19 protein-coding genes are annotated in these 21,741 nt (G+C 41.3%); 7 read left to right on the forward strand and 12 right to left on the reverse strand.

The window, feature by feature from the left end; all coding sequences use genetic code 11:
• Positions 1-91: 91 nt before the first annotated feature.
• The gene (locus V7K85_RS36420; protein ID WP_442940558.1) at positions 92-301 is read right to left on the reverse strand and encodes a transposase; all 210 of its coding nucleotides are present in this window, start codon (positions 299-301) and stop codon (positions 92-94) included.
• Between the two features lie 763 nt (positions 302-1,064).
• Positions 1,065-1,274 (reverse strand): hypothetical protein, encoded by a 210-nt coding sequence (locus tag V7K85_RS08545; RefSeq protein ID WP_334812701.1) that lies wholly within the window; start codon positions 1,272-1,274, stop codon positions 1,065-1,067.
• A gap of 271 nt (positions 1,275-1,545) precedes the next feature.
• On the opposite strand from V7K85_RS08545, the gene V7K85_RS08550 reads away from it, so the two are divergent.
• Positions 1,546-1,725, forward strand: a complete 180-nt coding sequence (locus tag V7K85_RS08550) for a two-partner secretion domain-containing protein (protein ID WP_334812972.1) — start codon at positions 1,546-1,548, stop codon at positions 1,723-1,725.
• 339 nt (positions 1,726-2,064) lie between these two features.
• On the opposite strand, the gene V7K85_RS08555 is transcribed toward V7K85_RS08550, so the two are convergent.
• Complete coding sequence (locus V7K85_RS08555) at positions 2,065-4,923, reverse strand: CHAT domain-containing protein (protein WP_334812703.1); 2,859 nt, start codon at positions 4,921-4,923, stop codon at positions 2,065-2,067.
• A 274-nt stretch (positions 4,924-5,197) separates the two neighbouring features.
• Here V7K85_RS08555 and V7K85_RS08560 point away from each other — a divergent pair, with 274 nt between their 5' ends.
• Positions 5,198-5,323 carry a hypothetical protein gene (locus tag V7K85_RS08560; protein WP_334812705.1) on the forward strand — a complete coding sequence of 42 codons (126 nt, stop codon included), beginning with the start codon at positions 5,198-5,200 and terminating at the stop codon, positions 5,321-5,323.
• A 343-nt stretch (positions 5,324-5,666) separates the two neighbouring features.
• Here V7K85_RS08560 and V7K85_RS08565 read toward each other — a convergent pair whose 3' ends face one another.
• The 4 genes from V7K85_RS08565 to V7K85_RS08580 form a co-directional block, all read right to left on the reverse strand.
• Complete coding sequence (locus V7K85_RS08565; RefSeq protein ID WP_334812707.1) at positions 5,667-6,596, reverse strand: polysaccharide deacetylase family protein; 930 nt, start codon at positions 6,594-6,596, stop codon at positions 5,667-5,669.
• A gap of 190 nt (positions 6,597-6,786) precedes the next feature.
• Positions 6,787-6,930, reverse strand: a complete 144-nt coding sequence (locus V7K85_RS08570) for a hypothetical protein (RefSeq protein ID WP_334812709.1) — start codon at positions 6,928-6,930, stop codon at positions 6,787-6,789.
• A gap of 140 nt (positions 6,931-7,070) precedes the next feature.
• Positions 7,071-7,361, reverse strand: coding sequence for a hypothetical protein (locus V7K85_RS08575; RefSeq protein ID WP_334812711.1), 291 nt, complete (start codon positions 7,359-7,361; stop codon positions 7,071-7,073).
• A gap of 166 nt (positions 7,362-7,527) precedes the next feature.
• Positions 7,528-8,367, reverse strand: a complete 840-nt coding sequence (locus tag V7K85_RS08580; RefSeq protein ID WP_334812974.1) for a prephenate/arogenate dehydrogenase — start codon at positions 8,365-8,367, stop codon at positions 7,528-7,530.
• Between the two features lie 70 nt (positions 8,368-8,437).
• Between V7K85_RS08580 and V7K85_RS08585 the strand changes: the two genes are divergently transcribed.
• The 3 genes from V7K85_RS08585 (at position 8,438) to V7K85_RS08595 (ending at position 11,604) form a co-directional block, all read left to right on the forward strand.
• On the forward strand, positions 8,438-10,000 hold the full coding sequence (locus V7K85_RS08585; RefSeq protein ID WP_334812975.1) for a pentapeptide repeat-containing protein: 1,563 nt from the start codon (positions 8,438-8,440) through the stop codon (positions 9,998-10,000).
• Between the two features lie 49 nt (positions 10,001-10,049).
• Positions 10,050-10,649, forward strand: a complete 600-nt coding sequence (locus V7K85_RS08590; RefSeq protein ID WP_334812713.1) for a DUF1517 domain-containing protein — start codon at positions 10,050-10,052, stop codon at positions 10,647-10,649.
• A gap of 70 nt (positions 10,650-10,719) precedes the next feature.
• On the forward strand, positions 10,720-11,604 hold the full coding sequence (locus tag V7K85_RS08595; protein ID WP_334812715.1) for a hypothetical protein: 885 nt from the start codon (positions 10,720-10,722) through the stop codon (positions 11,602-11,604).
• 1,019 nt (positions 11,605-12,623) lie between these two features.
• Here V7K85_RS08595 and V7K85_RS08600 read toward each other — a convergent pair.
• Entirely contained in the window at positions 12,624-13,397 is a 774-nt protein-coding gene (locus V7K85_RS08600) for a hypothetical protein (protein ID WP_334812717.1), read from the reverse strand.
• A gap of 723 nt (positions 13,398-14,120) precedes the next feature.
• Here V7K85_RS08600 and V7K85_RS08605 point away from each other — a divergent pair.
• Positions 14,121-14,822 (forward strand): hypothetical protein, encoded by a 702-nt coding sequence (locus V7K85_RS08605; RefSeq protein ID WP_334812719.1) that lies wholly within the window; start codon positions 14,121-14,123, stop codon positions 14,820-14,822.
• Here the strand turns inward: V7K85_RS08605 and V7K85_RS08610 are convergent.
• The 3 genes from V7K85_RS08610 to V7K85_RS08620 all read right to left on the reverse strand — a co-directional run bounded on the left by V7K85_RS08610 (position 14,811) and on the right by V7K85_RS08620 (position 17,717).
• Positions 14,811-15,218 (reverse strand): hypothetical protein, encoded by a 408-nt coding sequence (locus V7K85_RS08610; RefSeq protein ID WP_334812976.1) that lies wholly within the window; start codon positions 15,216-15,218, stop codon positions 14,811-14,813. The genes V7K85_RS08605 and V7K85_RS08610 overlap by 12 nt on opposite strands.
• Before the next feature lie 545 nt (positions 15,219-15,763).
• Positions 15,764-16,414 carry a hypothetical protein gene (locus tag V7K85_RS08615; RefSeq protein ID WP_334812721.1) on the reverse strand — a complete coding sequence of 217 codons (651 nt, stop codon included), beginning with the start codon at positions 16,412-16,414 and terminating at the stop codon, positions 15,764-15,766.
• A 202-nt stretch (positions 16,415-16,616) separates the two neighbouring features.
• Positions 16,617-17,717, reverse strand: a complete 1,101-nt coding sequence (locus V7K85_RS08620) for a D-alanine--D-alanine ligase family protein (protein WP_334812723.1) — start codon at positions 17,715-17,717, stop codon at positions 16,617-16,619.
• A 1,066-nt stretch (positions 17,718-18,783) separates the two neighbouring features.
• Here V7K85_RS08620 and V7K85_RS08625 point away from each other — a divergent pair.
• Positions 18,784-20,064: a TIR domain-containing protein gene (locus V7K85_RS08625; protein ID WP_334812725.1), complete on the forward strand. Its 1,281-nt coding sequence runs from the start codon at positions 18,784-18,786 to the stop codon at positions 20,062-20,064.
• On the opposite strand, the gene V7K85_RS08630 is transcribed toward V7K85_RS08625, so the two are convergent.
• Positions 20,059-21,030 (reverse strand): c-type heme family protein, encoded by a 972-nt coding sequence (locus tag V7K85_RS08630; protein WP_334812726.1) that lies wholly within the window; start codon positions 21,028-21,030, stop codon positions 20,059-20,061. The two genes, V7K85_RS08625 and V7K85_RS08630, sit on opposite strands and share 6 nt — an antisense overlap.
• Positions 21,031-21,741 lie beyond the last annotated feature (711 nt).

Here is a 21,741-nt window from a genome sequence, read left to right on the forward strand (position 1 = left end):
AACTATGTAACGAAAAGTTAAGCAGAAGAATTAGAGGTAAATTTTATACGCGCTGTACTGTAGTTACCTTTTTCCTCTAGCTTGAACGCCATCAATTACGGCATAAGCACTTGTTGAATTCATCATCAAATATTCGCCCAGATAGCTCATCTTTTTTCAAGTGTTGCCATTCCAATTTAATTGGATTCATCTTCGAGCAATACTTGGGTAAAAAGAAGACGTACAAACCCATCTGTTCCCACTTTGTCCATAACTTTTGTACCTCAAGGCATCGATGTATCGGGCCGAAAGGACTGCACAATTACCCTAGTACGTCCGGTTCTTTGGGCTTCAATAGCTTCTTGCTCCATCATATGGATGTAAGATTTACGATTGACACCTCCAATTACGAGACCGTAAACAAAACTAATTCTCATGTTCAAGAAAGCCAATAATACTTAATCTGCGACCACGACGCAATGTGAAGCTCTAAGCGTTTTTGCTCACCCTTAAAGTAATAGGTATAACCGCCCCTTCTCTTAAGTCAAAAGTCACTCATTCAAAAGTCAAAATAATTCGTAATTGATAATACTCGCCTCCGGCGAGAAGCAAGCTACGTAATTCGTAGTTGCAATCAGTGTTTGCTCTGTACCCTCCACTGGGAAAGTTGACCACTAAATTTTTAATGAGCGTGCTTGCTCTGTACCCATTTAATTACGAATTACGAATTACGAATTAGTAATTATTTGGTCAGCCAGAGGATCTAAGTAAGTCGGCACAATAAAATCAAGCTATGTGAAGAAAAATAAATAAAGCTAAAACCCTTTTCCCTCCTGCCTCCTGCCTTATCCCAACGATAATTATTTACGCCGACCTACTTGTATCTGATTTATAGTATTAAAAAATACTAAATAATCTTGAAGACTTATGATTAAGGCTGGCGCAAAGAAATGATATTACACTTCCACTTGGTCTTCCTGCGACAATTTTTTCAGCCTCTACAACTTTGATGTGCTGTTCAACAATTGATTGTTTTTGCTTAGAGGTAAAATCGCCTCATCTTTAAGTTTCACAGAGATTAGTAACTATAAATCTGCCTTGTCCAGCAAACTTATGGTTGGACTCAGAAGACTGGGAGGAAGAGGCTCGTCTTCCTTAGGAAGTTGATTCATTTGACAGTATAAGTCATCGGCAGCACATTCGCTTTCTCCGACGATTTTTTCAGCCTCCATAGCTGTGATATCCTGCTCAACAATTGATTTAATATGGTCTAAATCCCGGAAGGAATGAGGCATAGTAATCACCCAATTAATTATTTTTCCTTAGAGGTAAAATCACCTCTATTTAATAACCCAAGTTGCAGCAGAATTTTTCTGCCAATTATGCCATTTCTTCACAAAAATTTATAATTTCTGCTGTCCAAATAGTAGAAAAAGTCACACTTATTTCTGTTGTTAAAGGAAATTTATCAAATGACTGAAAACTTACGCACTTCCTGCTGGCTTTTAAAGCTAATGATTTCTTTAGCTATTAGTGGTGCATACCTGAATTTCCACCTTTGCTCAAATTACGCCTGATGGCACTTTACCGAATAATTCCACTGTCAAATTAGAGGGGAATACTAGAATTATTGAAGCAGGAACTCCATCAGGAGGTAATCTTTTCCACAGTTTTGAGCAGTTTTCTCTACCCATTGGTAGTCAGCCTTACTTCAACAACGCTTTATATATAGCGCTTCTCGGTTGAGTCCAATACAGACCTAACCCCCAGCCCCTTCCCTTATAGGGAAGGGGGGTAAGATTCAAAGCCTCTCTCCTAAAAGCACAGAAGTGAAAGTGTATTGCATACAAACGAGAAGCGTAATAGTCAAAATATCATCAGCCGCCTCACGGGTGGTTCTGCTTCTTTTATTAACGATCTGATTAAAGTTAATAGGACTTACGCAAAACTACACGCGCTCTAGGGTAATTCATGAATTGCCCCTACCTAAAAATCTTTCTTTTCGGCTATTGTTTGCGTAAGTCCTGATGTGTCAGGGTTTATCTGAAATGGTATTAGTTAAAGAAACTGGGTTTCTGGCGGACATTATAGCCAATTGCCTACTAAAACATAGGGTGCCCAGAAATATGGAGCTTTTTCCTTAGCAAAAACAGCTAGTTGGGCACGCTGGAGTGCCTCGGATTTATTCACCCCAGCGTTTAGCTGTCGATAGAACTCACTCATTACATCGGTGGTGGAGCGATCATCTATTGACCACAATGTTGCTAGTGTACTGCGTACCCCCGCCCGTATAGCTATCCCAGCCAGTCCCAAAGCTGCTCGTTTGTCTCCCTCAGCAGTTTGACAAGCACTGAGGACGAGTAATTCAATGCCACTAGACCTGTTTTTGTCGCTAACTCGCAGTAGATTATCAAATTCCTTGACCTTAACCAGTTTATCCCAGGTGAGAATAAAGGTTTTTTCAGCATCAGAACTAAATTCACCGTGAGTTGCTAGGTGAACCACGGAGAAGGGAATTGTTTGCAACTTATTTTGCAGGTTTATTTGGGTAAACTGTTCATTTAACAGTTCTTCACTCTTGGATACCTCAGATTTGATTTTTTTTAATTCCCCTGGTACATTTTGCAATTCGGCAAATTCTCTGCCTTCGACTGGGCGTTTTTCGCTGACTCCGGCAGTTAAAGCATTTAGCTGTACCTGTCGCAAAGGTTTGGGATCAAGGAGTTGCAAACCCGGTGTTAAGGCGATCGCATATTTCTCTACCAGATATTTCTGCTGCTGTTTGTCGTAGAGAACTGCCATCGGGATATTCCGTAACTCACCATCCAGTACAAACACTAAGGTTTTTATCCCACTTTTGGTTAATTCTGTTTGTGCAGGTCGAATTAACCAGTCATATATCTGTTGGGACTGCTGCTGAACCCGAACAGTCGCGGTGATACTTAGTAAGTTTTTCCTCAGTTCTGCTATTATATTTTCCACATGATCTTGATATATTACAGTCTTGTAGTGGCGCAAGTCTTGATTAGGCAACTTGAGGATAACATCTAGGCGGTCTGGCAAAAGAATCGGATAGATCACTGCTGCTCGTTGGTCTTTTTTGTCAACCACTGGATCAAGTTCCTGTGTAGGATTTAAACAGGCTGACCGAAAGAAGTTATCCAGTTCTGCCAATTGCAGAGATTCAATTACATCACGAGCTTGCTTGAGATTGTCTTGATTGATACCCTCTTGGGGCGATAGCGTTGGCGTTAGCGATAGTGAAGCGTCAGTGTTAGCGAGTCTACGAGCGTCAGCCTCAAGTAGAGAAGCCTCTCCAAAAGAAGCACTGCTGCCTGAACTTCGTTCCGCTTCTGTACCAGAGGCTGCGCCAACGCGAACGGCAGAACGCAACAGCAGTTCAACTAACTCTCGATACACTGGTTCAACATTTTCTCGGAAAGAAAACTGAACGTCTGGATTGATGGCGACTAAATCGCCACGCAGAGATTTAAGGGTTTTATAGGCGGCATCATAGGATGCGATCGCGCCTTTTATATCTCCCTTTTTTTTCAGTATGCGTCCTAGTTGCCATTGCCATTGATAAGCAATATCCGATGCATTAATACTTTGCGCTATGAATAAAGCTTTCTCGGTGAGGTTTTGAGCATCAGAGAACTGCCCGGTTTTTTCATACAACTCACCAAGACTACCTTGAGCATAAGATTCTGCTCGCCGGTCTTGTAAACTTTGCGCCTGCTCGATAGCGGTGGACAATTGCTGGGCAATGTTCAGCCATGAGGGGGTATCTAGGCTAGTTTTTTCTTTTAATTGTCTGAGAGTTTGGGCAAACTTAATCCGAGTATATACTGAGGTTCGGCTGGGTGGCAAGTTGCCAATTTCCGACTGGATTTGGGACGACAACGCCAATCCATCTTTCAAATTGTCTTCTTTTTTTTCCAAAAGTAGACTAAGTAAATTTACGTGAGCTTGAATGCGTGTGATCGAGGAAACAGATACAGTAGCAGCCTGCTGGTAGTATTGTGAAGCCGCTTCAGTGTCTTGCTGGGCGCGGGCTGTGTTGCCTAAACTGAGTTGAGCTTCAGCGATCGCTTTTGGAGATTGCACTCGCTTTGCCACTGCTAAACTTTTCCCCAACACCAACCGTGATACGTTTAAATCACCGACGACTCGGCGGACGTTGCCAAGACTACGCAGTCCTGTGGCTACGAGAAGTGAGTCTGGAAGGCTTGTAAGGGTTTGCTGTACCTCATTTAAAATCTTGTTAGCCTGAAGGTAAAGCCCTAAAGCTTGCAAAGCTTGTGCAGAGTTAATACGGTTACCAGTTAATCTAGCCCTGTCGCCTATTTGCTGATAAATATCAGCGGCTTTTTGCCAGGTAGTTAAAGCCGCTTGTGCTTGTCCTTGTGCCAGTTGTAACTGCCCTTGCACATCTAGGGCTTGTGCGATAATTTGCCTTAGCGCAGCTCCTCCGTTCGCGCAGGGTCTCCGACAGGAGAAGGAGATTCGCTCACCGGAAGTGCCCGTATTTTCCCCTGACTGTAATAATTTTAAACTTTGAGCGATTGCTTTCTTAGCCTCAGCCCACAAGCCAAGTTGCTGATAAGCTAAACAGAGATTACTCAGCGTCATTGCTTCCCTTAATCCATCCCTAGAGGCTCTAAACGCAGCAGCTGCCTGTTGCAAAACTTTGGCCGTTTCAGTAAACTCTCCCCTGTCGTATAATGTTTTTCCCTGTTCCACTAAGCTTTTCGTGTGGGATGCTTGGCTTTTAAGGGGGAATAGGAAGTAGGGAGTAGGGGAGCTAACACCGTGTGGAAATGGAGGAGTTTGAGGCAACTGACGTAGTAAAAAATAGGGAATAGAGGATTCAGCATTCACCAGTTGCCTGTTTTCTCCATTTCCTTGTTTTCCCCACTTCCCTTGCTCGATAAAATTTTGCATAACAGAATAGACAATAGGAGATTTTGCCAAAACAGGGGATAAGGCTATGCATAGAAACGCAGTGAACAGCGTTAGTAAAAAATAATTTAGGCATCTCATACACAATTCTTACAGCAGTTTTCATTTATTTAAATCACATCGAAAGTATTTCACGAAAAGATAAGTTTTTTCTAGATAAAAAAATTTCACTAAAGAAATATCATCTTTTACATTTTTAAGGTCAGGAGATCGAAAAGTTCTGCGATGCCGTACCCCTACTCTTAAAACTTGCTACGTGGAGCGTCTCCAAAAGTTGGCGGGCTACGCCTACGCCATAAAAATAGGAGAGCGATTTTTTTCGGGGGAAATGGGACTGGCAGTGCGGCAAGATGACCCAATATCCGATATCGCCGATCGCTAATACTGAGGCTCAAAGCAACTTTTCTTACAAAAATTTGATCAGTCCAGAACACTATTTATCTTCTTAAAATATCCCAAGAAGATTTCTGTTAAATCATTTGATGCTTGTGTCTGAGAAGCTGTTTGCGGTCTGAATGCAGTAAAAGATTACTAGCAGGGCATGAATCGAGGCGATCGCTATTCCTGATATTAGTGCTATAAATAATCAATAATCCTAAGTAAGTATTACCTGTAACTGAACTAGCAATAAAACCAGCCACACGCCCAGGTTTAACACCACCGATTTATCGGTCACTAATTCACCTAGCGCTGCCAAAATTAGAGGTGTAGCTCACCGTAGCGTATTACTGATGATTAAGCTGATTTGGATGTTCATCCTTTGTAACCGTAGGTGAAGCTACCTGCGCCAGATGTTGTTCTTCGGCTTGCATTTCTAAGAGTTGGGGAATCGTCACAAATCGATAGCCTTGGGCCTTCAAACCAACGATCATTTCTGGTAAAGCCTTGACAGATCTAGAACGGTTGCCGCCCCCATCGTGCATCAGTACAATTGCACCTGGTTTTACGTGTTTCAGCACATTTTTGACCAGCATTGGCACTTGAGGCGAACGACGTTCGGCATCTCCCGACTCTTCTGACCACATCATGACAGCGTACTTCTGGTTTTTGGCATATTGGGCTAGTCCATTATTCAGAAAGCCGCCAGGGGGGCGAAACAGAGTCGTTTTCTCTCCAGTAGTTTTGTAGATGATGTCTGCTGTGCGATCAATTTCACTAGCCGCAGTCGCTCCATCCATTTGAAAATACCAATGATGCCATGTGTGATTACCAATTACATGACCATCAGCAGCTACTTGCTTGGCAACTTGGGGAAAATATTTCACCATTTGTCCAATCATGAAGAATGTCGCCTTGATATCATTTCTCTTCAAAATTTCTAAAATCTGTGCCGTATTTTTGGGGCCGGGGCCATCATCAAAAGTTAGGGCGATGACTTTATCGTTTGCTTTCAGTTTCGCTTGATAAACGATTGTTCCCTGAAAAGGCTTTGGTATTGCATTCATCTGGTTTGTTAGTGGGCTGATATTCTGTGCGGATGCACTCGTCAGCTTGTCCTGCCTGGCTTTACCACTCTCGCTTTTTGGTTTTATATTTCCCAACAGATGTTCAAATCCGCTTGTAGCTAAAAGCAAACTGATACCTAAACTACCAGCACCAGTAACCAATGTAATAATTATTAGTTTCAGTAACAAAGATAATTTACGACTGGACACATTAAATCTCCTCAAATATTAGGCATTGGGGAGCCAGTCGCATGGGCGGGTTTCCCGACTTGTGCGACCTGGCGTCATTCGGCATAAAAGGCAGAGGGGCACAGGAGCAGAGGTCTGGGGAAAGACTGTACTGCAACTTCCCCTCTGCTCCTTTGCTCCCTGATCTTTGCCTATCCCGCTTATTTCCCTATTATTTCACTCGTAGCCGATTGTAAATTAATATATCTGTTGCTAAAAGAAAAAAGAATAAAATACTTTGAAACATTCCAGCTAAAGCTAAAGGAAGTCCCAATTGGATCTGCACTAATTCGTCGCCTACGTACAAAAGTGCCATGAGTAAACTTGTTTAATGTAAAAGCATTCAACATAAGAATAACTCAATGGTGATGTGGGGCCTGATCACTGCCTTCAAAGCCAGAAATCTCAGTCTTCATATACTTATAGCCTCCCACATCACACGCAATACTTGTAATGTTAGTCTTGAGACTCCTCAGAGATAGGTTCCGATTCGGTTTCAACTTCTTCTATTTTGACTTTGGCTGGAGGTTTAACGGGTTTTGGGCCACGCGCTAAGGCAGGATTCCCCGGCTGCCTGTTTTCATCCCCATAGGATGCTTTTTTCCCTGTGCCAGACGAACGATTTCGGCTCGGTTTTGAGCTTTGGGGTTTGGATTCAATAGGAGGTATAGAATCCGAATTTTCGGAATTGTTGTCAGTATTTTCTTGGGACTGACGTTCCGATTTCTTGATTGGGCGTTCTACCATTGTTGATTTTTGTAAATTTATCTGTATAATACATCGGTTTGGTGAGTATCAAACTGTTGAGTAGCATTTTTTAAAGATTTTATTGTTAGAATTCTTGAACCAATAAGTAATTAACTCGCCAAATGTTAAAATGGGTGCGTTATCGATAGCCAAACGCACCCGACTACTATTCAACAAAATTAGGTCGTGCCTGTTGTGTTGATTTTAACTTTTCCTCTAAAACGGCCCAATTCTCTTGCTCAATTAAGTTAGTCAACTCATCGAGATTGTGACGATATTGTTGCAGCGATCGCAGCAATGCTTGACGATTATACCGCGCCATCATCACACCCAACTCTGTATTCCCACCACCCACACGACTCGTATCCCGAAAACCTGAACTAGCTAACTTTTGGGCTAATTGCAAAACATCGGAGTCAGTTTCACTCAAACAAGCAGCAATCAAGGAAGAACTGACCATTACAGGTAAATGGGAAATCCAACTAACAGCGCGGTCATGTTGCTCAGGTTGACAATAGTAGATATTCGATCCCAGCGATCGCACAATTTCTTCCACCACCGTAATTGCACTGTTTGATGTTGTAGTGATCGGTGTTAGTACATAAGGTTTATCGACAAATAAATGCCGTTGTGCAGCTTCTATGCCACTGTCTGTTTTTCCCGCCATTGGGTGACCGCCGATAAAATTATCCCAAAGTGGAGAAATCGCCTTGACTATCTGGGCTTTCGCCGAACCCACATCAGTGACGACGGTAGCGACAGACAAATGAGCGATCAACTGCTCAAATTGGGGCACAATAAGGGCGAGAGGTGTACAAATAAATACAACCTCTGCGGCTGCCAATAGGCTCAGATCAACTGATGCTTGATCAACACTGCCGAGGGTAACTGCCTTTTGACAGGTGGCTTCACGGCGACTGACTCCTAAGATATGATGTCCTTGCGATCGCAAATCAAAACCCAAAGATCCGCCGATCAGTCCCAGTCCTAAAATCCCAATATTCATTTTTGATTTTGACATTCCGTTTTTTATGAGTTTACCAACTATTAAAGTTGGCATCCAAGGGGTAGCATCGATGACTGTAGAGGAATTACTAGAACAATATGCGACAGGAGTCTTAGACTTTAGTGGTGTTGACCTCGCAGAAGCTAACCTGAGTGGGGCCAAACTCAGTGGCGTGAATTTTAGCGATGCTAATTTGAGTATAGTCAACCTGAGTGGCGCAAATCTGACTGAAGCTAACTTGAGTAATGCCAAGCTGAATGTAGCCAGACTGAGTGGCGCGAATTTATGCAGCGCCATCTTAAACAACGCTAGTCTCAACGTCGCTAATTTGATTCGAGCGGATCTGAGTCGCGCTCAACTAAGAAAAGCGTCGTTGATCCGCGCCGAGTTAATTCGGGCTGACCTCAGTCGCGCCGACCTGTTGGAAGCTGACCTCACCAGTGCCGACCTGCGAGAGGCGACACTCCGCCAAGCAAATCTCCGTCACGCTAACTTGAGTGAGGCCGTATTGAGAGGCGCTTCCTTGACGGGAGCCAACTTGGAGATGGCTAACTTAAATGCCAGTGACTTGAGTCGTTCTGACCTTAGCGGCGCAAATTTGCGAGATGCTGAACTCAGACAAGCCAATCTCAGGCATGCTAACCTGAGCGGGGCAGACTTGAGCAGAGCAAACCTCCGGTGGGCAGATTTGAGCGGGGCGAACCTCCGGTGGGCAGATTTGAGTGCCGCAAAATTGAGCGGGGCTAATTTAATTGGCGCAGATTTAAGCAATGCGAATTTAACGAATACAATTTTAATCCACGCCGATTTGACTCAGGCAAAATTAATTAAGGCGGAATGGATTGGTGCTGACTTAACAGGAGCAACTTTAACTGGGGCAAAGCTTTTTGCCACCTCCAGGTTTGGTTTAAAAACCGAAGGCATAACTTGTGAATGGGTTGATCTTAGCCCCGCAGGCGATCGCTCCATTATCCAAAAGTTCCATTCCGAAGACTCACGAGATTTTTTTAACGAAACAGCGCCAACAATCCGAATTATTGTTGATGCAGCCCTAGAACACGAAGCCAATTTTGCGATCGCTGGCGCTTACTACCAAATTGCTCAGGAATACCGGGGGCTGAAACAACCCCCAAGCATCGAAAGTGGGCGTCGTCGAACTGTTTTTACCTTTTATGTAGATAGCGACGAAGCATTATTTTCCACTGCTTACATTGTGATTCTTCCCTTTCTAGATGCGGTATCTACCCAAAATAATATTTCCAGTATGCTGGAAATGATTAACAGTGAACTTGTTGTAAACCAAGATTTAAAATTGCCTCAGATGGTGAAACAATTAAATATTATTGTAGAGCAAGCCATGAGTCAGGCTACAACAATTAAACAGATGAAAAAAAATATCGAAGTAGCCGCAAAGTTAAATTTTTGCAAAGCCCCAACCCAAATAGTTTTAACAAATTCCAGCGCCCACACTTTGATTGTCCATGACCATCCTAACTTTGGGAAAAAATTTATTAATCGCTCTGTCAATGCTTCAGCTTATGATTATATATCCCATGAATCAACAAAATATATTTTACCTTCGTTAAATATAGTTATGGATTTTGTCAAAGGATTTCACTATATTAGTCATTAAACATGGGGCATTGGGCAAATAACAAAAAGCAAATTTATGGAGGATAAAAATGCGTGATACCTTTAATAAAATGATCGGTCGAACTCGCTATGTAGTCTTTCGCCTATTTCTGCACTTAGGGGGAGGTGAGGTAGCACCAATTTTGGGAGTATTAAATAGTGCTGGACGGGATGCGATCGATGTTGATGGCGACTTAGAAGTTTTGGGAGAAGGATTAGTAGAAATTAGTCAAACCCTGCTGCAATACGATGAATATTGGCTTTCTGCTGCCAACGAAGGTGACGTATTTTGGGATGAAGGCGAGGCAGGGGATTACGTAAATGAATTATTTACTGACTCTGCCCAAAGATATCTCAGTGAACCAGATTACAGTTCTGACTCTGGATCTGGATTGAATGAACCTTTATCTATACCTGTAACCCGCAACGTAATTGTGATGATTACAGTAGCTTATGAAGGAGAAGTACTAGAGTTAGAAACTGATCTTTCTAACGTTCAGGCACTCAAAGAAGGATTGAAAGCATTGATAAATTTGCATTATAAACATAGATTCAAGGCAATCCAAGTGCATTTCTCGCCAGCACAGTTAGGCGATGAACTGACTAACGATCAACTGTTGCAATATTATCCAGAATTGATTCCTTTGTAATCTGTTGGGTAGTCCGTACTTACTACTCACATCGAGAAATTGTTAAGCTCAGAGATAGGACAATAATCCAATGATCATGACCATAGTACGTAAATTTACAGCCGTTTTTTTAGCTCTGAGTTTGTGTATCACAACTGTCGCTTGTGGTGGCGGAAACCAAACTACTCCTCCACCTAAGAACGTTAGCCAAACTTCTACTAACACCAACCTTAGGGATGGGCAGTATCAAATACAACAAGCTACTTATGACGATTCAACTGGGGAGTACAGCCTGTTTTTACTTAACAATAATCCCCCAACCTTTGCAACCGAAAATTTGCAAATGGCACGCTTAACTGATGATGAAATCAAGCAGGGTAAGAAAACCTATCTAAAGGTAGAAAAAGCACAACCGATTTTATATCTGACGGAAGACTTTAAAATTGAGTATGTCCACAACGTTACCGAGAATAAAACCAATCCCCAAACAGGACAACAAGAGACGGTTGTAGTCCGTCGAGAAAATAACTTCTGGGCACCGTTTGCTGGGTCTGTGGCTGGTAGCTTGGCCGGTCAGGCAATTGGTAGTATGTTGTTTAGACCTCAGTATTATGTACCCCCTGTCTATCAATCAGGACAAGGATTAAGTGGCTTCGGTGGATATGGCACAAGCTATGGCCAAGCAGTTCAACACTACCAAACTCGCTACAATACGCCACCGGCAGCCGTGACAAATCGCACTGCGTTCCGCAATACAGGGACAATTAGAAGGTCATATCCTGGAAATTCAACTATACGCAATACACCGCGTAGCACTACAGGTAATAACCGTCCTTCTGGTTCTGGTTTTGGTGGTAGTACGTTGCGACCCTCTGGCAGAGCCACCTCACCCAGACGCAATTCTGGCAGTGGTTTTGGTAGTGGGCGGAGTGCAGCACCCCGCCGCTCAAGTGGTTTTGGCAGCAGACGCCGTTAATAAAATTTTGTTACTGTTCAATGAAGAATTCTTGAGCGGGGGAGGTTTCAAGGTGGGGAGAAACTAAAGCTAATTAACGGGCTGAATGATTTTTGTTAGTAAACTGTTGTGAGTCGTCATCTCTCTAAAAAGAACTAAGAAAAAGCTACCAGCATTCGATTAGCAATTTTTTCAGTAAAATAGCCAACCCTCAGCAAATTCAATAAACTATAACCTCAGCATTACCCAGATATCCCCCCGCAGTTGTTTAATCCGTTTGAAATCCTTTCATACAATTTAAAAGATTTCAGAATGCGACACCTCATTACACACCAGCCCTACAATCGCTGTCACACGCGGATGTAGGGTTTTTTATCTGCCCATGATGGATTGGATGTTTTGCCTGGTATGACCCCACATATAGCAAAAGCTCTATTAACCCAAGCCTATTGAATTAAGCCCCTCTTTTTAAAATGGCTTGGGGGCGGCAACGATTAATTATGAATTATTCGGTCAAATAATATGAAATACTAAATATAAATATTGCTAAGAGAACAGGAATCATTTTATTAAAATCTATTTGCTTTTTTTGAACCATTTCTAAACAAGACATTGGAATCATCAGAGGCCAGAAGATAGTTGTTACCAAAAACATCACAAACGATAAAAATTTATCTTCTGGAGTGGAAGCAGGATGACGCAAGGAAAATATTAACCAATTGCTTAAAAAATAGCATGTCATGAATAAGTAACCAATAGTTAAAGTCAGTTGGATCTGATTCACCGTGAGTACTCCTGAAGTTATGTGAGCTTCACCAAACATCAACCGTTACAAAGTTATAACATATTTGGTTTTCTCCCTTGCCCTGGAAATTACCAATGTCTTTATATACCAAATCCCTGCCATTTATGTTATGTGAAACCTTTCTTCCTGTTTGTATCTAGTTAACCCTCTTTGAAGAAACTTTTTAAATTTTGGATGATGAATATTTAATTCTATTATCCAAAATTTAAAATTCGGTTAGCTATGAGAGTAATAATTAAGCAGTCTTAAAAAATCGAATAATTTCGCGGACATGATCGAGAAATTGCCCGTCAGTGGAAAGTTGGGCGATCGCATTTCTAGCTTCTCTCCCCAAACGCTCATGTTCCGTTTGATTTGTCGCCCGTAATTCCTCAAAATTAGCCGCAATTCGGGCTAAATCTCTGCGAGTTTCTTCGGCAAAGCGTTGTTGAGTTGCGGGTAAGGAATAGGGTTGTTCAGGGTTGAGTTGATCTTCCAATGACTGGATTTTTTGTTCTAATATAGAGAAGCGATCGCGCAGTTCAACAATATCTTCGCGCGGATACTTCCATTCTTGGCGAATCATTGCTAACCGCGCATATAAATACTCGTAAGCGCGAATAGCTGGACGCAGAATTGTTAATAACAAAGCTGCACCAGAACTGATATATCCCACCGTACTAATACCAGTAGCAGCAAGAGTATAAAGACCAACGGTTGAGAATAAGTGTAAAGCAATGGCAACCCAGAGCGATCGCTTTGCCAACACTGTGACATACTTCACTTGTTTCTCATCGACTGGAATTCCTTTCTCCTTGGATTGCGCTGCTTCTGCTAAGACTTCTTTGGCTTGAAAATGTACATTCCACGGTACGGTAACAATTACCAACAGCCACCAAAAACTTGCACCACCAATCACCCAATCAAGAAAGTTACCAGTAGGGATGTGCAACCATTGCAGTAAGCCAAAAGCCGTTAGCACCACAACCACAATTCCAGCAATGGAACTGATGAAAAAGTTAATATACATCTTGCCCTGTCTTTGGTGAAACTATCACCTCGATCCTGACTTGCCCCGGCAGTTATACGGAAATGCTTGTGATGGTTTTTATAGTAGCACATATCCCACCTTGGGGAATTCAAACTTCAAAATTTTTGTGTTCAGAATGCTTGTGATAGTTTTTCTAATTGCACATATCCTACTGTGGGGAATTCAAACTTCAAAAATCTTTAATGTAGTTCTTCTGCAACTTCGACAAAGTAGCGTAAATGCCTTAGCTTTATTTCTTGAACTTTTTAAGTGTTAATTACCGATAAAAAGTTTTTCCATCCGAAGAGTTTGTGGCTTTGACTTTGGAACAATAGCCTCATGCCACCATTTATCAGAATTTGGGAGAGGCGGCGCAGAACTTTCGCCCTTATAAGCAGGACTTACGCAAGAACTCTCTGAAACTCTTATTCCTTTGCGTCCTTTGCGTCCTTTGCGATTAGTTTTATCATGATTTTGCGTAAGTCCTGATAAGGAGATTTCAATTCATCAAGCAAAACGTAGATAAAAAGCTGTGATTTAGTATTTTTATCACTTGTCAACTAGCTATTGGTAGATTGACAATTTGAGATTTTATAAGATAGTTTTACAACTAGGTATTTAAAGATACTTGCAAATTTAAATTAAACAGTAAAATAGCTGATTTCTTACTTGATACCTCACTTTCTGTCTGACTCCAGTAATTAACAATTTGTAAGAACTTTTATGTCAACCTTTTTGAGAAATCAGAAAATTCCGAAATTATTCACCAAATTATCAGTTGCAACTGCTAGAACTGCCTTCAGCTTAGTACTACTATTCAAAATTGATTCTGCTCAAGCTTTTGCATCGAAATTCAACATCGACCCCAGTGCAAGTTTTATTTCCTCATATACATTTAGTCCTGATAGCGTACCTTTTTCTCTAATAGATTTGGGAATTAATTCAGGGGACACAATTAAACTGGAACGGTTTGGCAGTTTTTCACCCTTTGGTGATCCGACTGACGAATACTTTGGTGCAATGTGGGCTACTTTCAGCACTGACAGTAGATTGCTACCAAGCAGTGGAGAGTATAATGGTGCAACGACTGATAGAGTTCCTGGTGCTATGAATGCAATTCTTACCAACGGTTGTCTTCCATCGCAGTGTTTAGATAATAGTATTTTTTACATCTCACGTGGAGATTTTAATGGGGCTATTGTGCAAGTTCCCATTGATGCAAAATTTATATTTATTGGTGCTGCCGACAGCTCATTTGCTGATAATGTAGACTTGAATAAAGACTTTGCTGTAAGTATAAATTCTGTATCTACTACTAGTGTTCCCGAACCCAGTTTTATGTCAGGTTTACTGGCATTTGGTGTTTGCGCTACTGGTTTACAATTCTTACGCAACCGTAAAAAAGTACCAGGTTTACTCAATTAGATAACTGCGCCAAGTTGATTGAGTACTTTCACTACCTTTTTCTGGAATTAGCGATCGCCAAGTTTTACCTTCTTGCTGAATTTGCAGGTAAACGTCAAAGGGTTGTTGTGGTTGCGTCAAGCGCCGTTTTGGTAACTTAACAATTAAGTCATAGGTTCCCCGAACGCGGAAAGCTGGTAGATTTTCAATCGTCAGGGGTTGTTCCTGGGTAATTGATAGCCGTTTGATTTCAAATCCTTGAAAATCTAGATCCAACTGTTGGCTAAGTTTTTGTTGAGTTTGTTCTAGTCCAAGTGCGATCGCTTTTTGCACTAACTCGCTAGTCGGTAGCAGTCCAATACTGCCACAAGCTGTCACTAGCACCAGCAATATTGCTGTCAAAACTAACCGCACTATGTTATTCACTGCTTGATCTGCTATTTTCTTCCTTATCAGTTTAACCGGACGGGCCACTGCTTTTTCTGCATTGATACCAATTCTATGTGCGGTTGCGCTTTATTCACGTAGGGGCAATTCATGAATTACCCCTACAGGGTGTTGTTTTGTGTAAGTCTTATAAGCGCATTTTCATACAGAATTGGTATGAGTAACTGCTATATAAATGCTAGATATACAGCACTTTGCAAGTAAATGAAGTACATCCCCCTCCCTGCAACCCTCACGCCATTTGCTTCTCCCTACAGCCCTTCTCCTAAAGGAGACGCTCTTGCGTTCGGGCATCCTACGAGAGGCGCTAGCCTCTCACGAATGGGAGAAGACCGCGCTGGCTCCCCAAGGCAGTGGTTCCCCGATGCATTGGGGAGGGTACGCGACAGCGCGGGTAGGGTATTTTTGTACATCACAAACTTGAAATCTACTGTAGAAAGTAGTAAAGGCACGGTTTTATCGTGCCTTAATTCGCAAAAAGTATTAACTTGATAGGTTTTTGCTTTACAGTACTATTAATACTGACGTAAAATTGCAAATAATGAACTATCTTTACGAAGATCCATCAAGTCTGCCAAAGATTCTGTAGGCGTATCCAAGTGGTGCTTATGTTCTGTTGGTAGAACCGTCACCAGATGTTTTGTTTTAGATGGCATCTGCATAATCGGCATCAGTTGTCGCTGTGGCACAAAAATTGGCTGGTTCTTGGGAAGGCGTGGTTCCAATCTTTGGTAATGGTTCTGTGCCAAGCGTGCCTGATGACGGTTAATCTGTTTTTGAACTTTTTGCGGTTGCGTTTTCCGGTTGAGTATTCGGAAAATGAGCAAGCAACCACTACTACAGCTGAGGACGATCGCAGCCAACATCCATAAAGGTGTAGGATTACTATTCTCAGAGGGCGCATTGATTGGTTCTTCAATTATAACTGGGATTTTTTCTGGTTCTTCTTGTGCTACTTGCCCAGCATTACCCAAGCTATACAGGGCAAAGGCACCACCTCCGATAAACATTGCTAAAAACCCAGTTAACAATAGCCAAGGATGATGTGCAACCAGATATATCAGAACATTCGAGCTTTTTCTTAGTCTCGATTTCCTGTTTGTCAGCTCTGGAGTCCCCTCTGTTCGTTGGGTTGGCTCGCGCTGTACACTCTGACTTTTTTCCATGATTACTTTCAGATTTGTACCCCTCTAGTCAATAAATTGTACTGGAGGAGTCAAGCATCAGGTATCCGTAATAAAAGTCCAGATTCAAGTAGCTTTTTTGAAAAATAAAGGCTACTAAAATCTGGCTAACTTTTGCCAAAATTCTGTATTTCTGGTAACTTTTGCCGTAATCAGCTGGAAATCAGTTCGCTTGTTTTCTGGGTTAACTAGGAGAATGCCTAGCGATCGCCAGTTGAATTAACCGATCAACTAATTCTGGAAAAGAGACTCCACTATGGGCCCAGAGTCGGGGATACATACTCGTCACAGTAAAGCCTGGTAACGTATTGATTTCGTTAATCAAAACTTCTTTTGTCGCTTCCACGTAGAAAAAATCTACCCTTGCCAACCCCGCAGCGTCAACAGCTGCAAAAGCTTGCAAAGCCATGTCTTTAATTTGACGGGCGATCGCATCTGGAATCGGTGCAGGTATCAGTAAATCTGCTAATCCTTCAGTATATTTAGTTTCATAGTCGTAAAAGTCACTGTCATATATAATCTCTCCAACGACAGAGGCTTGGGGTTGATCGTTACCTAAAACGGCACACTCGACTTCCCTGGCGACGACACCAGCTTCTACAACTAGTCGGCGGTCATAACTGGCAGCATTATCTAAGGCGGCTTCTAATTCTTGGCGCGATCGCACTTTGGCAATACCGACTGATGAACCCAAATTAGCAGGCTTGACAAAAGCGGGATAACCTAATGCTGCCTCAATTTCATCACACAGTTTCGGAAACACGCAAGGATTAGACCAAACCTGCGCTCTAGTTATCGGCTTGTATTTCACCTGTGGTAGTCCCGCTTGCTCAAAAGCCATTTTCATGGCTATTTTATCCATCCCCATTGCCGAACCTAACACCCCAGAACCAACAAAGGGAACTTGCATCAAGGTGAGTAACCCTTGAATTGTCCCGTCTTCACCGTTGGGGCCGTGGAGAACGGGAAACCAAACATCCACTTGGGCAACTTGAGAGGGAGATTGCCACTTGTTGAGGGTTTGGGCTTGAGGGTTGGATGTCAGATGTCCCTCAGAAGTTGATTGTTCAGATTCCAGTAGCGGACTGCCGGTTGCTAAAACCTTTTGCGGTGCTTCTCCTGCTAGCCAACGTCCATCTTTTTGGATGTAAAAAGGCAGTATTTCGTACTTACTAGCATTTTGTTCTGCACTCAAGGCTTTAGCGATCGCCCGTGCTGAGTTGATCGAAACTTCATGTTCTCCCGAACGACCGCCAAACAGTAACCCCACGCGCAGCTTAGTCATTTTCGGTTCCTTAACACTCCTCAAGCAGATAGCGTATCACAACCTACAAAAGTTGCCATATTTTTCTATATTATTTTATTGCCTGTTCAACCCCTGGCTAGAGAAAGTATTTCAGGTGTGAAACTAACCATTGAGGGGTTAGTCAGCGAGCGCCCATCTGACATAAGGGACTTCCAAAAATTAAATTACTCAATTCCTGTAATCCAATACGACTATCCGATTTCTTCTCCCCCTGCTTCCCCTGCTTCCCCTGCTCCCCCTGCTCCCCCTGCTTACCAAAACGATTGATTATTTTTTTATTTGGAAGTCCCTAAGGGCGGGAAGCCACTATAGTTTTGTAAGTAATTAGGCAACGGGTGCATCAATTTTTGCTTTATAGTTAAAGACAAAAAATTTTCTGTACTTTTCCGGATTGTCATCAAGCTAAAATGTAGCTAATACATACCATATGATATATCATTTGCTATATCATATGGTATAGGTTAAAAAGTTTATTCTTTCGTGACAACCCTGTGCCAGCTTTGTCTAACAGAAGTAAACTAGGAAAGGATGATTTATAAAAAAGTAATAGCTAAAAAGCTTATATAATAATACTTCCACTCTATCTTACCCCTGATATCAGCTACGCTATATCTACGCTGACTTAAATAGTTATGCTTGAGTTTAGGAGCTTAAACTGTTCGTTCGCTCATTTTTAAATATTTGTTCTAATTTCATAAAACCTATATTTGACAAAGATTTCAATTTTTTTAAAAAAATTTTCATCGCCCTCTTTATTCGTTGTTTATAGTTCAAATGAACTAGTTGGTAGCAAACACAATTTTGAGAAAGTTTGAAACATTTATTCTGTTGTTAGTAATTTGAAAACTTAGATCGAAATAAGAGCTAATTTGTAAACTCAAGTAAAGTACTTGTCTAGTAAGGGTTTCAGTAATTTAAGTCAATAACGCATTTATTCGCTGAAACTCCGATCTAGTAAAGAGTTGAGTACTCTTAATATTTTCTTTACGAATCAGCTCTAAGCCAACGAACAGCTTAAATGATCCACCTATGGAGTTGTAATAATATGGCAGGTAAATCGGTTGAACTTTTTATTTCCTACTCACATAGAGATGAAGAACTTCGGCAACAATTAGATAAGCACTTAGCTTCCCTGAAGCGGCAAAAAGTGATAGATTCTTGGCATGATCACAAGATTGAAGCAGGCATGGAGTGGGCAAAGCAAATCGATGATAACCTGAATAAAGCTGACATTATCTTGCTGTTGATTAGCCCTGATTTTATTTTCTCAAATTATTGCTCTGAAATTGAAGTGGAACAAGCAATTAAGCGGCATGAGGCTGGAGAAGCGATAGTCGTCCCCATTATCCTAGAACCCTGTGACTGGACATGGCTTCCTTTCAGCAAATACCAAGCTTTTCCCAAGAATGCAAAGCCGATAACGACTTGGACAAATCCAAACGAAGCCTTTTTGGATGTGATTCAGGGGATTCGTATAGTAGCTGAACGTTTGTTTGAGCAGCACCAGCAAAAATTCAAGCAGAAGGAAGCAGCACAGAATCAATATCTTAAGAAGGTTGAGGAGATTTTATCTTTTGATGGAGAGATATCTATCCCTGCACAAGATACGCTAGATGAAATTCGAGAAGAATTGGGATTGACTCCTGAAGAGGCTGGCGAATTAAAAACCTGCGCTTTTGCGCCTTATAAAAAGTATAAGGAAAATCTGCAAAAATACGAGAAAACTTTCCTTAAAATAATTCAACAGGAGTATCCCCTTAGTGATAAAAGCAAAGAGGCTTTGAAGCTTCGCCAGAGGGATTTAGGGATCAAATCTGAGGATGCAGAGCAAATTGAAAAACGGATTCTCGCTCAGGCAAAAGCTAAGGAGCAAGATAAAGTAAAAGAAGAAGAGTCCCAGAGACAGCGACAACAGGAAGCGGAAACAGGCAAACAGGTAGAGCTAGAAAAACAACTAGAAAAAGTCAATAGTTTTCAGCAGTCTTTAGAAGTTAGATACGAAGATCTAGCCCCTATAGAAGCTAAATTGACAACACTTATAGTAGAGCCTATCCAACAGATACAGCAACAGCCAGAGGCTTTTTCAAATAGCATTAAAACCATTCCAAAAGCTCAACCAGCAACCGAAACATCTACTTCCCTTGATCCAACATTTTTAGAGCGTTGTCAACGAGAACTCGCCCGTTATATTGGACCAGTGGCGCGTTTTATTCTGGAGGATACTCTCGCTGAACATCCACGAATACTACCACAACAACTGGTTGAGTTACTATCTACCGAAATTCCTAATCCTCAAAATGCAAAACAGTTCAAGGAATATCTATGATGACTCATCGTTATTGCGCTCTCTTTTTTTGATAAGCCTTTTGAGGGCAATTTCTAAACTCGTCTTCATGCGCGTAAAAGCATCCGCTAAACGCCCTATTTCATCATCTGAGTGTTTCTTGAATTCAACATCCATGTCGCCTAAACTTACTGCCTCTGCAACTTGAGTTATTCGATTAAGAGGTTGAACGACATATTTTTTCAGCCAGAGGGTTGCTAAGAATATAGTCACAGCAAAAATTGCAGTAAAAATTACTAGGATGAGGACAAAATGCTCATTGGTAGTTTTATATACTTGCTTGGCAGGGACGTAAATAATCTTAGTACCGATAATTTTGTTCAATTCCCAGCCAAACCCTTGATTAGGTTTATATTTACCTTGTTCATATAAAATCTGTAATGATTTGGGAGATTTATCTAGACTGCTGTGACAGTTCAAGCAACTACTTTGAGTAATTTTGATAGGACGAGCACTATAGAATTTGTTTTCACCATTTATCATGAGAAAACCTTGATCTATATTTTGCCCCACTAATTTATCTTGTTGACTTAGGCTTAATTTATCTATAATCTTTATCTCCTCGTCTGTAGCTTTATCCTTGAGATTAGTCGGGTTAATCATCGCATCTTTATAACGATATTCTCCGTACTTATCTTTGTAGCTATTGGTAAGAATATCAAATACTTCATGTACAGCGTAGGAAGGAATAGACTCTAATAACAATTTCTCTTCTGATTGCTTCTCTAACAGAGGATGCACTTTATCCTGGTTATACCTCCGAACAGAGTCCATAGTTGAGATGAGTACATTAGCTTGTGTATTTAGTTCATTCTTAGCGCTGTCAAAGAGAATATTATAAAAAATAACACTACCGATAATAAGCCCTCCCAAAAAAATTGTCAGCATTAGGGTGGTCAGTTTCTTGCTTAGGTTAAAATTTTTCGGTATTAGTGCAAAGATTTTCATTATTTTGAGCCTATCTTTAATTTAATTTTCCCTTGTGGAGAATGCAGCACTACATCTGCATCTCCTTATCTTTTAATTGAGAGGTTGTATTCTACTTGCCATCCCTAATCTTCTAAGCTTGACTTTATCCAAAATGAGCAACTAAGCATCGGTGGGAGGTTAAGATAATTTTACTTTTGTCAATTAGAAGTTATGCTGAAAATTTAGAAAAACATAGGTATGAAGTTAATTGTTATACTGAACTTATGGGGCAAGAATGAATCATGCGTATCAAGATTAAGCGTAGGCGTAGCCCGTCGTAGGCATCGCCTGCTCAAAAATTGTGTTTCCGACCCCCATTTCCAGCAACATTTTAAGTACTATTGCTTATTGACAAATAGTATTCGACCTTAACTTCTCACGAATGGCAACTAAGTACAGCATTTCATAAATCCGTGACGAATTGAGCGATCTATTAGTAAGGCTTTGCGAGATTTAATAAGGCTACGAACTTGTGAAATTCTGTACTAAGTTTTATCCTGCAAAAACCCTGACTTTTTGGTAAATACTTTTTGCACGTCATAGATTATTATCTATGAAGTTCAAAAAGTAAAACTACAGTCCCACAGAGATTTAAGCTAAGGCGATCGCTTTGCAAAAAAATGGATAAAGTCGAGTTAAGAGGATATCTGAAAAATTTGAGAGAGGTGATTTGAATCACGCAAGTTGCTT

The organism is Nostoc sp. (assembly GCF_036917615.1).
GTDB lineage: Bacteria > Cyanobacteriota > Cyanobacteriia > Cyanobacteriales > Nostocaceae > Nostoc.